This is a genomic window from Streptomyces laculatispora (assembly GCF_017353455.1).
Taxonomy (GTDB): Bacteria; Actinomycetota; Actinomycetes; order Streptomycetales; family Streptomycetaceae; genus Streptomyces; species Streptomyces laculatispora.
In genome coordinates this window covers 1-14355 of the sequence record NZ_JAFMPZ010000234.1, presented here as the reverse complement: position 1 = coordinate 14355, position 14355 = coordinate 1, and the positions used below count along the sequence as shown (strand labels likewise).

Annotated in this window: 14 protein-coding genes; 11 read left to right on the top strand and 3 right to left on the bottom strand. The window is 69.5% G+C overall.

Annotated features, from left to right (window positions below; all coding sequences use genetic code 11):
* A partial coding sequence (locus tag J1C73_RS13295; RefSeq protein WP_207316551.1) for an ATP-binding domain-containing protein occupies positions 1-899 on the top strand: 899 nt, incomplete at its 5' end.
* 155 nt (positions 900-1054) lie between these two features.
* Here the strand turns inward: J1C73_RS13295 and J1C73_RS13290 are convergent.
* Positions 1055-1987: a M56 family metallopeptidase gene (locus J1C73_RS13290; protein ID WP_207316550.1), complete on the bottom strand. Its 933-nt coding sequence runs from the start codon at positions 1985-1987 to the stop codon at positions 1055-1057.
* 3 nt (positions 1988-1990) lie between these two features.
* Positions 1991-2422, bottom strand: a complete 432-nt coding sequence (locus J1C73_RS13285) for a BlaI/MecI/CopY family transcriptional regulator (protein WP_241200446.1) — start codon at positions 2420-2422, stop codon at positions 1991-1993.
* A gap of 211 nt (positions 2423-2633) precedes the next feature.
* Between J1C73_RS13285 and J1C73_RS13280 the strand changes: the two genes are divergently transcribed.
* From J1C73_RS13280 to J1C73_RS36285, 6 genes are all read left to right on the top strand, one after another.
* The gene (locus tag J1C73_RS13280) at positions 2634-3209 is read left to right on the top strand and encodes a TerD family protein (protein WP_123467666.1); all 576 of its coding nucleotides are present in this window, start codon (positions 2634-2636) and stop codon (positions 3207-3209) included.
* 46 nt (positions 3210-3255) lie between these two features.
* Positions 3256-3837: a TerD family protein gene (locus J1C73_RS13275; protein ID WP_124286260.1), complete on the top strand. Its 582-nt coding sequence runs from the start codon at positions 3256-3258 to the stop codon at positions 3835-3837.
* Positions 3838-3910: 73 nt separating this feature from the next.
* Positions 3911-4366 (top strand): tellurite resistance TerB family protein, encoded by a 456-nt coding sequence (locus J1C73_RS13270; protein ID WP_123467670.1) that lies wholly within the window; start codon positions 3911-3913, stop codon positions 4364-4366.
* Between the two features lie 101 nt (positions 4367-4467).
* Positions 4468-5223, top strand: a complete 756-nt coding sequence (locus tag J1C73_RS13265; RefSeq protein WP_207316549.1) for a hypothetical protein — start codon at positions 4468-4470, stop codon at positions 5221-5223.
* A gap of 528 nt (positions 5224-5751) precedes the next feature.
* Entirely contained in the window at positions 5752-8187 is a 2436-nt protein-coding gene (locus tag J1C73_RS13260; RefSeq protein WP_504743435.1) for a GH92 family glycosyl hydrolase, read from the top strand.
* A complete protein-coding gene (locus tag J1C73_RS36285) occupies positions 8093-8692 on the top strand; it encodes a beta-sandwich domain-containing protein (RefSeq protein ID WP_504743433.1) in 600 nt (199 codons plus the stop codon). Before J1C73_RS13260 ends, J1C73_RS36285 begins: the two co-directional genes overlap by 95 nt.
* A 78-nt stretch (positions 8693-8770) precedes the next feature.
* Here J1C73_RS36285 and katG read toward each other — a convergent pair whose 3' ends face one another.
* Positions 8771-10999, bottom strand: coding sequence for a catalase/peroxidase HPI (gene katG / locus J1C73_RS13255; protein ID WP_207316548.1), 2229 nt, complete (start codon positions 10997-10999; stop codon positions 8771-8773).
* On the opposite strand from katG, the gene J1C73_RS13250 reads away from it, so the two are divergent.
* From J1C73_RS13250 to J1C73_RS13235, 4 genes are all read left to right on the top strand, one after another.
* Positions 10998-11219, top strand: coding sequence for a hypothetical protein (locus J1C73_RS13250; RefSeq protein WP_207316547.1), 222 nt, complete (start codon positions 10998-11000; stop codon positions 11217-11219). The genes katG and J1C73_RS13250 overlap by 2 nt on opposite strands.
* 158 nt (positions 11220-11377) lie before the next feature.
* Positions 11378-11794, top strand: a complete 417-nt coding sequence (locus tag J1C73_RS13245) for a Fur family transcriptional regulator (protein WP_207316546.1) — start codon at positions 11378-11380, stop codon at positions 11792-11794.
* Positions 11795-12070: 276 nt separating this feature from the next.
* The gene (locus tag J1C73_RS13240; RefSeq protein WP_207316545.1) at positions 12071-12352 is read left to right on the top strand and encodes a hypothetical protein; all 282 of its coding nucleotides are present in this window, start codon (positions 12071-12073) and stop codon (positions 12350-12352) included.
* Positions 12353-12363: 11 nt separating this feature from the next.
* Positions 12364-14355 (top strand): hypothetical protein (locus J1C73_RS13235; protein WP_207316544.1); only part of this gene is annotated, 1992 nt, incomplete at its 3' end.

Sequence of the window (14355 nt, the reverse complement as noted above, 5' to 3'; positions counted from 1 at the left end):
ACGAGGTGGCGGAGCTCCTCGGGGTCGACGACAGCGCCGAGCGGGCCGCCGCCGAGGCCGAGCGCCAGGAGCGGATCGCGTACGCGCAGGGCGTTCTGGAGCTGTCGAGGGGTTCGGAGTCGTACGAGTTCGAGGACGAGGAGTCCGAGACGCTCGCCGCGCACGACATCATCGACGCCGAACGGATGGCGGAGCGGCAGGAGGAGGCCGACCACCGCAGTGCGGCGGAGCGCGCCGCCGCCGACCGGACCTGGGCGTTCGGGCACATCATCGTCGACGAGGCACAGGAGTTGTCGCCGATGGCGTGGCGGCTGCTGATGCGCCGTTCGCCGACCCGCGCGATGACGCTGGTCGGTGACCCCGCCCAGACCTCCGAGGAGGCCGGCGTCGGCTCGTGGGAGAAGATCCTGGAGCCGTACGTCGGTGACCGCTTCGAGCACGCCACCCTCAAGGTCAACTACCGCACGCCTGCCGAGATCATGGAGCTGGCCGCCGGGGTCGTACGGGCCGAGGACCCTTCCTTCGAGCCGCCGGGCTCGGTGCGGTCCACCGGCGAGGTGCCGTGGACACGGGACGCCGGGGAGGACCTGGCGGGCGCGGTGGCGCTGGCGGTCGCTGAGTTGACGCCCGAGGAGGGTCGCCTCGCGGTGATCGCGCCGGCGGCGCTCCACGAGGAGATCGCGGCTCCGCTGGAAGGAGTCACGGCCGGTGCCGAGCCCGATCTGGCCCGTCCGGTGGTGCTGCTCGACCCGCGGCAGGCCAAGGGGCTCGAATTCGACCATGTTCTGGTCGTGGAGCCCGCCCGGTTCGGGACCAGCGACCTGTACGTGGCGCTGACCCGTGCCACGCAGCGCCTGGGCATCATCCACCGGGAGAAACTGCCCGACTCCCTGCGCTGACGGGGCAGGTGGGGAGCGAACCGGGCCCTGTGGCCCCGGCGGCGGCCGGTCGCCGGGCAGCCGGCCCGGTCGGCCCGGTCGGCCCCGGGAACGGTAGTCGTGGCTCCGGACCCGATCCCTGGCCGCCGGGTCCGGTGAACCGGGTGCCACGCGAGCTACAGCGGCGTCGCCGCTTCCAGTGCGACGAAGAGCGCGAAGGCCGCGTTCAGCGAGGACAGGGTGGACAGGGCTGTTCCCACCGCGGCGACGGACGCCGCGATCCCCGTCGGGGTGTGAACCGGTGGCCAGCCCTGCTCCGGCGGTACGGGGCCCAGCAGGGCGGCGACCCGCCGGGGGACGGGACCGGCCGCGGCGAAGGCCGCGACGGTCTCGGTGGCGGCCCGGTGCGAGATGATCGCCGCCTTGCCGACAGCGCGGGCGGTGAGCCGCCGGTCCCCGGTGTCGACGGCGGCCTCCTCGTCGGCCCAGCGCTCCGTGCTGTACGTGATGGCCGCACGCAGCGGCCGCAGCAGCGGGTTCGCGCAGCCCGCCAGCTGAACGGCGAGCAGCAGACGGTGGTGCCGGCCGGCGAGATGGGCCCGCTCGTGCGCGAGGAGCGCTCGCTGCTCGGCCGCCGTCAGAGAGTCCAGCATCGCGGAGGACACCATGATCCTGCCGGGCGAACCCGGTAAGGCGTACGCATACGGCACGCCGTCGGGCAGAACGGCGACTTGGCCCGTCGTCGACAGCCCGGCCAGCGTCCGGTGCGCACGGGATCGGAAACGGTAGTGGCGCCATACGCTGGACGCGCAGGCCACGGCCACGGCCGTGAGCGCGGCGATCGCCGTCTTGCCCGCGAACCTGTCGTGCGGGACAGCCTTCCTGACCTCGTCGTCGGACCAGCCGTCAGGGAGCGGGTTGCCGGGCAGCTGGGCCGTGCCGACCACGACCAGAAGACCGAGGCACAGGGTGCTGCACGACGCCAGGATCACGGCGATGGTCGCGAGCAGACGGGCGGCGCTTCGCGGGTGCAGGTGCTGCTCCGCCAGGCGCGCGATGGGCAGCGCCGTGAGAGGCAGGACCAGGGGCAGATAGACGAAGACGCCCATCGGTCAGCTCTCCGATTCGTCCGTGGGCCGGCCGGCCGGGCCGGGGCCGTTCTCGCCGAGCAGCGACCGCAGCAGATCCTCGTCGTCGGGCGACAGCGCGGAGACGAAGCTGGACAGCACGGCGTCCCGGTCGTCCCGCTGGTCAAGGAGCCGGCGCATACGAAAGGCGGTGAGGCCTGCCCCGTTCGCCGTCGACTGCCACAGAACCGGGCGTCCCGAACCCGTGCGGGTGACGGCCTGCTTGTCGAGCAGCCGGGTCAGGATCGTGATGACCGTGCTGTACGACAGACCACCGTCGAGACGCTCCTGCACCCATGCCGCGGTGACGGGCTCGCTCGCCCCGCCCAGCACGGTCAGCACCTGGGACTCCAATTCGCCCTGCCCGCGCCGGCGGGCCCGCGGCTCCTGCGGCCGGCCGTCCTTCTCTCCGCCCACGACGCGGCCCCTTCCATGCGACTGCCCGACCGCTCGTTCAACTGCCGGGCGCCGAGGCATAGTACCCAGCCGCACGGACGCCTGGTGAGCTCGGCGAAGCCCGGGGCCGCGCTCCCGTACACAAACTCTACAGTGCTGTAGATTTCAGGTGCTGTCACTCGGTGCCCGCACGGTCACGCGTGGGCGCAACGATGCGTAGAAGGAGAGAACCATGGGTGTGAGCCTCGCCAAGGGCGGAAACGTCTCACTGACCAAGGAGGCCCCCGGCCTTACCGCGGTCCTCGTCGGACTGGGCTGGGACGTCCGCACGACCACCGGCACGGACTACGACCTGGACGCCAGTGCCCTGCTGTGCGACGAGTCCGGGAAGGTCCGTTCCAACGAGCAGTTCGTCTTCTACAACAACCTGAAGAGCCCCGACGGTTCGGTCGAGCACACCGGCGACAACCTCACCGGCGAGGGCGAGGGTGACGACGAGATCGTCAAGGTCGACCTCGCCGCCGTGCCGGCCGAGGTCGCCAAGATCGTGTTCCCCGTCTCGATCCACGATGCGGAGGGTCGGGGCCAGAGCTTCGGTCAGGTCCGCAACGCCTACATCCGCGTGGTCAACCAGGCGGGCGGAGCCGAGATCGCCCGTTACGACCTCAGCGAGGACGCCTCCACCGAGACCGCGATGGTCTTCGGCGAGCTGTACCGCAACGGCGCCGAGTGGAAGTTCCGTGCCGTCGGGCAGGGCTATGCCGCCGGACTCAGCGGCATCGTCGCCGACTTCGGAGTCAGCCTCTGACCCGGTCCGGGTCCCCGTCGTACCGCCCCCTGCCGAAAGTGGAGCCATGACCGTCAATCTGACCAAGGGCCAGCAGATCAGCCTCACCAAGACGGGCGGCGGGGAACTCACCGTCGTTCGCATGGGCCTGGGCTGGAAGTCCGCACCCCGCAGGGGGTTCCTCGCCCGGCTGACCGCCCGTGAGATCGACCTCGACGCCTCGGCCGTCCTCTTCGCCGGCACGACCCCGCAGGACGTCGTCTTCTTCCAGCACCTGACCAGCGACGACGGTTCGGTCCGGCACACCGGCGACAACCGGGTCGGCGGCGCGGGCCAGGGCGGCGACGACGAGTCGATCGTCGTCGACCTGCAGCGCGTCCCGGCCCACGTCGATCAGATCGTCTTCACCGTGAACTCGTTCACCGGCCAGACCTTCGAGGAGGTCGACAACGCCTTCTGCCGTCTGGTCGACGAGACCACGGGCCAGGAACTGGCGCGCTACACGCTGACCGGCGGCGGTCGCCACACCGCGCAGATCATGGCCAAGGTCCAACGGTCCGGTGCGGGATGGCAGATGACGGCCATCGGCACCCCGGCCGAGGGACGCACCTTCCAGGACCTGATGCCGGCCGTCACCGCGCACCTCTAGGCCCTTCCCGCCGGCGCTCTCTTCCGCACCTCTGCCGGCACTCACCACTTCGACCGACCCTGGAGTATTTCGAATGGCACTGTGGGACCGCATCAAGGAATCGGCCTCGACGATGCAGACGCAGCTCAACGCCAAGAAGAACGATCTCAAGAGCGGGGCCTTCCGCGATGCGAGCATGGCCATGTGCGCCCTCGTGGCCGCGGCCGACGGCTCCATCGACCCCGCCGAGCGGCAGCGGGTGTCCTCGCTGATCGCGGGGAACGAAGTCCTGCGGAACTTCCCCGCCGAAGATCTGCAGCGCCGGTTCAACGACTACTGCCAGCAGCTGACCTCCGACTTCGAGTTCGGGAAGGTCAGCATCCTCCAGACCATCGGCAAGGTCGGCAAGAAGCCCACCGAGGCCCGGGCGGTCATCCAGATCGGCATCGTGATCGGGGGCGCCGACGGCAACTTCGACAACACCGAGCGCGCCGTGGTCCGCGAAGCCTGCTTCGCGGCCGGCATCACGCCGAACGAATTCGACCTGTAGGTCATCAGGATCCCGGGCGTGCCGTCCACACGCGGCACGCCCACTCGACTTTTCCCTCGACACGGCGATTCACGGGGGAAGCCGCATGCGACGGGGACGGCGTGAGCAGGACGTACGGACTTCAGGACGAGGACAGACCCGACTACACACTGGTGCTGGACGAGGCGCTGCGGACCCCCGAGATACGGGGTCTGCTGGCGCTCTCCGCCGTCAGCCCGGGGCAGCTGCGCAACCGGGGGCTCGGCGCAGCCCGGCGGATAACCGGCGCCGCCGACACCGAGTACCGGACGTACGCCTCCCTGCGGCAGCAGACGCGGGTCGCCGGCGGAGCAGAGCGGGTCGAGCCCCTGTCCGGCCCCGGAGACCAGGAGGAACACGGGGTGGGTGTGCTGCCGGTGCTGGCCGTCCTCACCCCTCTCCTCGCGGGCGTCGCCGCAGCCGCGTTCCTGCTCATCGGCTACGGACTGGGCCTGGCCGGAAGCCGGACGCCGACAGCCGGCACTCTGATCACCGCGGGCTGGACCAGCTTCGGGATCTGCGCGGTGAGCGCCTCGGCCGGCCTCTTCTCGCTGTACCGCACGGCCGCCGCACACACGGCGTCCGCGCCGGCCCCGCCCGCCGCTCGGCCGCCCGCGGTGGACCGGGCACGGGAGGCCTGGCTGGTGAGCCTTCGGGACCGGGCCGTCCTTCCGTTTCTGCGCGATCAGCTCCGCGGACCCGACGCGCCTGCCGCGGCCGGGGGCAGGGAAGCCGGCCCCCGGTACGGCCGGCCGGACTTCTCCAGCCCCGGCTTCGGGAGTCCGGACTTCGCGGGTCCGGGCCTCGGCAGCGCGAACGCCCCGGCGGACCGCGACTGAGCAGTCAACGGTGCCCGCGTAGACCGTGAGGTACGGGGCGGCCGTGGCCCGGCTGTCCCCCGCAACGGCCCCACGCGTGTCCCCTCGCGACCAGCACGATCGCCAGGTACTTGGCGTTGTCGAAGAAACGCGTCCAGCGCCGGACCGGGCAGCACCGCCGCCGCCCGGTCCGGACCGCAGGATTCCGGGAATCCTTGACACCTCGGAGCGGCAGGAGGAGCATCCTCACGTCGTTGACAACGTTGTCGGAGCAACGCCGTTCCGGAGTGCCCACGGCGCACCTGCTCCCACCGCGTTGACCGTTCGTCATATACGAAGGGCAGGAACGGTGTCAGACACGCACAACCACCGGACGCACGCCGGGCTCGGAGTCATCAGCTCCGTCACGGTCACCGCCATGGCCGCGCTGGGGATGGCCGCCGTGGCCGCACCCGCCTCGGCGGCCTCCGCACGGCACCGTCAAGAACCCCGTGTCGTACGTCAACCCGCTGATCGGCACGTCCAACGCGGGCAACACCGCCGTTCGGCATGCTGGCCTGGAGTCCGCAGAACTCGAAGGGGAAGCAGGTCTCGACCCCGGCTCCCGGCGGCTACCAGTACGACGCGACGAAGATACGCGGCTTCAGCCTCACCCATCTCAACGGCGTCGGATGCTCCGGTGCCAACGGTGACATCCCGATCATGCCGTACGTGGGCGACGTCGACTCCTCGCCCAGCTCGGACACCACCGACGCGAAGTACGCCAGCACCTTCTCGCACGCCGACGAGACCGCAGCGCCCGGCTACTACAAGGTCGGCCTGGCAAGCGGCGCGTCCGCGGCGCTCACCACCACCGCCCGGACCGGTGCGGGGAAGTTCGGCTTCCCGGCGGGCAAGCCCGCGAGCATGCTCTTTCGCACCTCGAACTCGGAGAGCGGCAGCACCGGCGCCACCGTGAAGATCGACAAGGCGGCCCGGACCGTGACGGGCTCCGTCACCGCGGGCAACTTCTGTGGTCCGCAGAGCGCGAACAACCGCAAGGACCTCTACACGCTCTACTTCACCGCCCACTTCGACAAGGCGTTCGCGAAGACCGGAACCTGGACGGACGGCACGGTGAAGTCCGGCTCCACCACCGCCTCGGGCGGGACGGGGTACAGCTCGTCCGGCAACGCCGTGGAGGGCAAGGGCTCCGGCGCGTACATCACCTTCGCCGACGGGACCACCGAGGCCGGGGCCAGGGTCGCCGTCTCCTACGTCAGCCCGCAGAACGCCGAGGCCAACCTCCGTGCGGAGAACGGGCCCCACGAGAGCTTCGACTCCGTCAGGACCCGGGCCGCGGAGGTCTGGAACAGGACGCTGAAGTCGGTCGAGGTGGGTGGCGGCACCGACGCCCAGCGCTCCACCTTCTACACCGCGCTCTACCTCTCCATGCTGGAGCCCACCCTGACCAGCGACGTGGACGGCCGCTATCTCGGCGCCGACCGCAAGCCGCACCGGCTCGCCAAGGGGCAGAAGGCCCAGTACGGCACCTTCTCCGGATGGGACCAGTACCGCGCACAGGTGCAGCTCATGACGCTGCTCAATCCGAGGGCGGGCAGCGACTACGCGCAGTCGCTCTACAACTATGCGGGTCAGCGCGGCGGCGAGTGGGACCGCTGGCTGCTGGAGAACGGCAGGACGAGCGTGATGTCGGGCGATCCGTCGGATGCGGCTCTCGCCGGGATCTACGCCTTCGGCGGCCATGACTTCGATGTCAAGGGCGCACTGAAGTCCCTGGTCCGGGCGGCGACGGTGCCCACCGCGAACGACTCGGACAGCTCCGGCTGCAACGTCGAGTGCGTGGGCCAGCGGCCCGCGCTCGGTACGTATCTGAAGCTCGGATACGTACCGGCGGACAACTGCCACTGCTGGGGAGGCGCGGCCGAGACCCTGGAGGACGCGGCGGCCGACTACGGCCTGTCCGAGCTGTCCCGGCAGACCGGGAGGACCGCCGACGCGAAGAGGTTCCTGGACCGCTCGGGGAACTGGACGAACGTCTTCGACGCCAACGCCACTCCGCAGGGCGGGTACATACGCGACCGCAAGGCCGACGGTACCTGGGCGGCCACCTTCACACCGGGCACCGGCAGCGGCTTCGTCGAGGGCACCAGCGCGCGGTACACCTGGATGGTCTACTCGGACGTGGCGGGCCTCGCGGGTGCGACGGGCGGTGACGACCAGGCGGTGAAGCGGCTGGACGCCTTCTTCCGTACGCCGGACGGGAAGTTCGACTTCTCGGCGAAGGACGGCACACGCTACGACGCGACCAACGAGCCGGACATCAACGCCCCTTACCTGTACGACTACCTGGGGGCCCCGTACAAGACGCAGGAGACGGTCCGCGCGGAGCTGGACCAGCTGTGGACGGACACCCCGGGCGGCATCCCCGGCAACGACGACGCGGGGACCATGTCGTCCTGGTACGTCTTCTCGGCGCTGGGCATGTACCCGCAGAACCCGAGCAGGGCCGATCTGACCCTCTCCGCACCGCTGTTCCCGCACGCGGTGGTGCACACCGGGCACGGGAGGACGATCACGGTCGACGCACCTGCCGCTTCGGCGGACAACACCTACATCCACGGCCTGAAGGTCAACGGCCGTACGTCCACGAAGCCGTGGGTCCCCGCCTCGCTCGTCACCCGGGGCGGGACGCTGGACTACACCCTCGGTTCGACGGCGGACACCTCCTGGGGCACCGCGAAGGCCGACGCACCGCCGTCCTTCCCCGGCGGCGGCCTGAAGTACTTCACCGGCACGACTCCGGACAAACTGAAGGCCGAGCCGGGGTCGGGCGCCGCGGAGACGACCGTCGTCCACGGGCGAGGAGCTCCCGAGGACGTCGGCCGCGGTGACCGTCGCCGAGCGGAACAGCACGCTGTGGAACCGCAACAGCACCGCCGTCTCCACCGACGACGACAACCCGCAGGCCGACTTCGACGGTGAGGGCTGGAGCTACTCGGCCAAGGCGCTCGCCGCGGCGGGCGCGACACCGGGCGGAACCGTCTCGTCCGGCGGCTTCGACTTCGGCTGGCCCGAGGTGGGAGCGGGCGATCCGGACAACATCGAGGTGGCCGGCGCCGAACCGCAGGTGCTGAGGGTTCCGTCCGCTTCCGGGGACACCGAGCTCAGCCTGCTGGGCAGCGCGGCCGAGGGCTCGGCCTCCGGGCAGGCGACGCTGACGTACATCGACAGCACCACGCAGCAGGTGGAGATCGGCTTCAGCGACTGGACGCTGGGCGGTGGCACCCAGAAGCCGTCGTTCGGCAACACGGTCGCGGTGCACACCGCGTACCGCGACGTCCAGGGCGGCGGTACGGACCCGGTGGGCACCGAGGTCTTCGCCACCGCCCCGATCGCGCTCCAGTCGGGGAAGCAGCTCGCGCGTGTGACCCTGCCGTCCACCACGGACGGCGGTGTGATCCACATCTTCGCGGTGGCCACGGCCTGACGCCCGGCGTCCGCCACACCGGAACGGGCCGTCGCTGCAGGGGAGTTCCCTTGCCGCGACGGCCCGTGAGCGCCCTGCTCAGACCAGGTCGAACCGGTCCAGGTTCATGACCTTGTCCCACGCCGCGACGAAGTCGTTCACGAACTTCTCCTTCGCGTCATCGCTCGCGTAGACCTCCGCGACCGCGCGCAGCTCGGAGTTCGACCCGAAGACGAGGTCGGCGCGGCTGCCGGTCCACTTCACCTTGCCTGAGCCGTCGCGGCCCTCGAAGGTGGTGGCGTCCTCGGACGTCGCCTGCCACGTCGTACCCAGGTCGAGCAGGTTGACGAAGAAGTCGTTGGTCAGCGCCCCGGGGGTCTCGGTGAGGACACCGAGCGAGGACTGCTGATGGTTCGCGCCGAGCACCCGCAGCCCGCCGACGAGGACCGTCAGCTCAGGGGCGCTCAGCGTCAGCAGGTTCGCCCGGTCGAGCAGCAGGTACTCGGCAGGCAGCCGGTTGGCCTTGCCGAGGTAGTTGCGGAACCCGTCGGCGGCCGGCTCCAGCTCGACGAACGACTCGACATCGGTCTGTTCCTGGGACGCGTCGACACGGCCCGGTGCGAAGGGGACCTCGATGTCGAAGCCGGCGTCCTTGGCCGCCTTCTCGACGCCTGCGGCTCCGGCGAGCACGATGAGGTCCGCGAGCGAGAGCTGCTTGCCTCCGGACTGGGCGGAGTTGAAGGACTCCTGGATCCCCTGGAGGGTACGCAGCACCGTGGCCAGCTGGTCCGGGCCGTTGACCTCCCACCCGTTCTGCGGCACCAGACGGATGCGCGCGCCGTTGGCACCGCCGCGCTTGTCGCTGCCGCGGAAGGAGGAGGCCGACGCCCACGCGGTGGAGACGAGCTCCGAAACCGACAGGCCGGATTCGAGGATCCGGGCCTTGAGCGCGGCGACGTCCGAGGCGTCGACGGTCTCGTACGTCCGCTCGGGGAGCGGGTCCTGCCACACCAGCGTCTGGGCTGGGACCTCCGGGCCGAGGTAGCGCACGACCGGGCCCATGTCGCGGTGGGTCAGCTTGAACCAGGCTCGGGCGAAGGCGTCGGCGAACGCGTCCGGGCTCTCGTGGAAGCGCCGCGAGATCTCCTCGTAGGCCGGGTCGAACCGGAGCGAGAGGTCGGTCGTCAGCATCGTCGGTGCGTGGGTCTTCGACGCGTCGAACGCGTCGGGGACGGTGTCCGCACCGGCGCCGTCCTTCGGCCGCCACTGGTGGGCGCCGGCGGGGCTCTTGAACAGCTCCCACTCGTACCCGAAGAGGATGTCGAAGAAGCTGTTGTCCCACGTGGTCGGGGTGTCCGTCCAGATGCCCTCGAGCCCGCTGGTGATCGCGTCGGCGCCCTTGCCGGTGCCGTGCGTGCTCTGCCAGCCGAGGCCCTGCTGCTCCATCGGGGCGGCCTCCGGGTCGGCGCCGACGCTGTCCGCCGGGCCCGCTCCGTGGGTCTTTCCGAAGGTGTGGCCGCCCGCGATCAGGGCGACCGTCTCCTCGTCGTTCATCGCCATCCGGCGGAACGTTTCGCGGATGTCGCGGGCCGCGGCGATCGGGTCCGGGGTTCCGTTGGGGCCTTCGGGGTTGACGTAGATGAGGCCCATCTGGACCGCGCCGAGGGGGTTCTCCAGCTCTCGGTCACCGGTGTAGCGGTCGTCGCCGAGCCAGGTGGTCTCGGGACCCCAGTAGACGTCCTCGTCGGGCTCCCACACGTCCGCGCGGCCGCCGCCGAAGCCGAAGGTCTTGAAGCCCATCGACTCCAGGGCGACGTTGCCGGTGAGGACGATGAGGTCGGCCCACGAGAGGTTCTTGCCGTACTTCTTCTTGACCGGCCACAGCAGCCGGCGGGCCTTGTCGAGGCTCGCGTTGTCCGGCCAGCTGTTGAGCGGGGCGAAGCGCTGCTGTCCGGCTCCGGCGCCGCCGCGGCCGTCGCTGATCCGGTAGGTCCCGGCGCTGTGCCAGGCCATCCGGACCATGAAGGGGCCGTAGTTGCCGAAGTCGGCGGGCCACCAGTCCTGCGAGGTGGTGAGCACCTCGGCGATGTCCCGCTTCACGGCCGGGAGGTCGAGGCTCTTGAAGGCCTCGGCGTAGTCGAACTCCTCGCCGAGGGGATTGGCCACGGCGGGGTTCTTGGCGAGGATCTTCAGGTTGAGCCGCTCCGGCCACCACTGACGGTTTCCGCCGCCCTGGGTCGGGTGCGGCGCGCGACCGTGCACGACCGGGCAGCCGGAGACCTCCTCCGCCTTCGGGTCGGTGACGATCGCGTCGTGGTTCTCAGTCATGAAAATCCTTCCGGACGGGGCGGATCACATTGCCTTGGAACTGAGGGTGGTGGAACTGAGGGTGGTGGAACTGAGGGTGGTGGAACTGAGGGTGGTGGAACTGAGGGTGATGATTCTGAAGGCGCCGGTTCGGAGGGAGACGACGGCGCCCTGTGCGTCCCCGCGTCCCGGAGGCAACCGCCTCGGTACCGAGGCGGTCCCGGTCCGGATGCCGGCGTGAGCGCACCCGTCTCCTGAAGCCACGCAATTTCCCCTGCTGTTGACCGGTCCCTTGGCTGTCAGCCGGAACCGATCCTACGATGGACCTAGTCCAAGTCAATACGGCAGACGGGTCTGCACGCATCATTCGTCGGACAACGCACAGTTAGGCTGGTAGGCATGAGTGACCTGCTGGAACGGCTTCGTGGACGTGGCTGGCGAATGACCGCTCAGCGCCGGGTGGTCGCCGAGGTCCTCGCGGGCGAGCACGTCCACTTCACGGCGGACGAGGTACTCGAACGCGCCGCCGCCCTGTTGCCGGAGATTTCTCGCGCCACCGTCTACAACACCCTCGGCGAACTGGTCTCGCTGGGCGAGGTGATCGAGGTGGGCACGGACGGCCGGGCCAGGCGCTACGACCCGAACGCGCACCACCCGCACCAGCACCTGGTGTGCTCCGAGTGCGGCACCATCCGGGACGTCCACCCCGACGCCGACCCGCTGGCTGGGCTGCCGCCCTCCGAACGGTTCGGCTTCACCGTCTCCGAGGTCGAGGTGACCTACCGGGGCCTGTGCCCCGACTGCGCCGGCGGATGACTCGCACCCGCCCCCTATAGCGCATCCATTAAGGTTTCGTCAACCCACCAGTCGCACCGTCCTGTGCCACCGAAAGGGCGGCCGTCGCGTTCGTTTTTCTAAGCTGCTTTCATTTTTGATCGTATTTAATCGACGAGGCGACCATGTCGCCTCGTCGATGACCTCGATACGACAAACACCAAGCAGTTTGGCTCTTCATGCGGTCATCACGCGCACCCTCACTCCTGACGATGGCACGGTAGGCAATCCAATCCGCCGCTCGAAGGGTTCATCTCGATGTCCGTCCACTCAACCTCGGACCCTTCACCGGACCCCTCGCCGGACCCTGACCCCAGTTCCGAACCTGACCTCAATTTCGAACTGTCTCGCCAACTGCAGGCAATCGAGAGCGAGTTGACCAAGCTGCGCAAGCAGCGCCGTTTCGGTCAGGCTGCGCGAGTGGCCAGCCTTCTCTCCGCCGCGCGAGAAGCACTCAACGGATCGGACAGTGAGGTCTGGGCCGTAGTGGCGAGGTCGGCCAGGCAATTCGCCAAGCTGTTTGACTTGTTCGACAAGTGAAGAGGTGTGTGATGAGCGACCATCAGACTGACGGCCCATTCCGGCCTCCAGTTTCGGTAGAACGTCAAAATACCTGGGTAGACGCCGCCCTGGCGACCCCGCATGTGAAGTCGCCTCGTGCCGCCCTGCAGAACGCGGCCGCATTTCTCGTCGACCCGGAGCACACCCTGAGCGAGCCGGACGCCCACGGTGTCCGCACCCTCAGGGAGGGGGCCCTGCGGACCGTACGTACCGACGCGGGCGAAATAGTGGTGGTCGAAGTACAGATGCACGGGGTGGGCGGTGTCGTATGGGAACACAACGAACGGATCAGCTCCCTCTGGCACTCGACGGCGGACCCCGCGGTCGGCGGAAGGACCAAACGCTCCCTCACCAGGGTGTACCCCTGGCCTCGCGAGAGTCCCGACGGCGGCGAGCAGCCGTACGCGGCGCTGCTCAGTCATCCCCCCAACCGACAGTGGCTGACCTCGAACACAGAAGAGGCCTCTGACGAACTGGACCGCCGGGACGGGCTGCGTTCGTATGACCTCAAGGAAGATCTGGTCCTCAACGGCCAGCAAGAACCGGGCATGTATATCCCTCAACGATTCTGCCTCACCGAACGTCCCCAGCTGAACGCCGACGGCGTGCCGGTGCACCCCGCCGAATACGTGGGCTGGATGGCCGTTCGAGGAAATAATCGAACGAAACGACGTCAGGACATCTTTGGGCTGACGTCGGCCGAGGTTCTCACCGGTGTTCCGGCAAGCAAGCTTGGTCTGCCCGGTGACGAGGCGTTCTTCGACCCGCAGTTCTGGCTGGAGAAGCTCTCCGACCGGCTCAACCAGGAGTGGGCCGAAGCCCGGCTCGCGGGTGATGACGAGGCCACGGCGATCCGTGCGACCAATGTGGCGGTGGTGACCGCTCACCTGGTCGTCGGCACGCCGACCCCTGAACGTCTCTATCGCATTGTGCAGATGAGCAATCGCCGCGATCACGTACATCCACCGCTGGAGTTCGTACCGAATGACCGGGGACGGGCCCTGGGGCGCAGCGTGCTCGGAATGTACGTCGCACGAGGCGTCCTCGACGAAAAGGAATCACAAGTTCTGTCGGGCTTGGCGCCCGTCAGCGAACTGAGCATCGCCGCGCAGGACGCCACGGTCTCGGAGCTGCGCGATCTCCGCTCCATGATGATCCTGCGGGAACTCTTTCCGACCGATCCTCACAAGAAGCTGCTGATCCGCCGGGCGCTCAGCGAGTCGCCTCCCTCGCAGCTGAGCAGCCCCGAGATCAACCGGCGTGCCCGCGCCTGGTCCGCACTGACGTCGGAGAGCTACCCGGCCCCATGGAATCCCCGTATCGCCGAGGTGTTCAATGCCGGGTCCGTCCGGGCCGGGCTGCACTTCTCCGGACGCCCGCTCCGAGAACTGCTGAACGCCGCGGACAAGGATGACGACGCCTTCGAGGAGCTGGTGGCCTACCGGGCGGCCCACTGGCTGGCCGCTTTCGACATCATCGACGCCGACCGGGGTTCGCTCGCCGGCCAGAAGACGGACGACGACGACGGCGCCAAGGCCGCACGGGTCCGGCGCACGGTGAAGAACCACCTCAACGCCCTGCGGAGCAACCGGGTCATGGCCGTGGCCGTGCTGCGTGAGCTGGCGAGAGCCATGGACGAGGGAGACCGCAGGCCCGTCCGGGTCAGCCGTTCCGGGGCGCTGTTGATCGAGGAGATGAGCACGGCCTGGTTCGACAGGGAGTTCCCGAAGGATTCCGGCAAGCGCCGGCCCAAGGTGCCCGCCCCCCGGCAGAGCGGGAGCGCTTCGGACGCGGGGCGGAACGACCCCGACGGCACCGGGGCGTCCACCCAGTTGTCCTCTCAGCACGCGTGGCGCGAGCAGCCCGGGGCCGGGGCCGCCCTGCCCCTCCCCGTCCTGTCCCCGTCGGCCGGGGAGAGCACCGCACCGGCCATGGGGGTATCGGCCGGGATCGGAGCGACGGTGTCCGGCGCAGCCCTACCG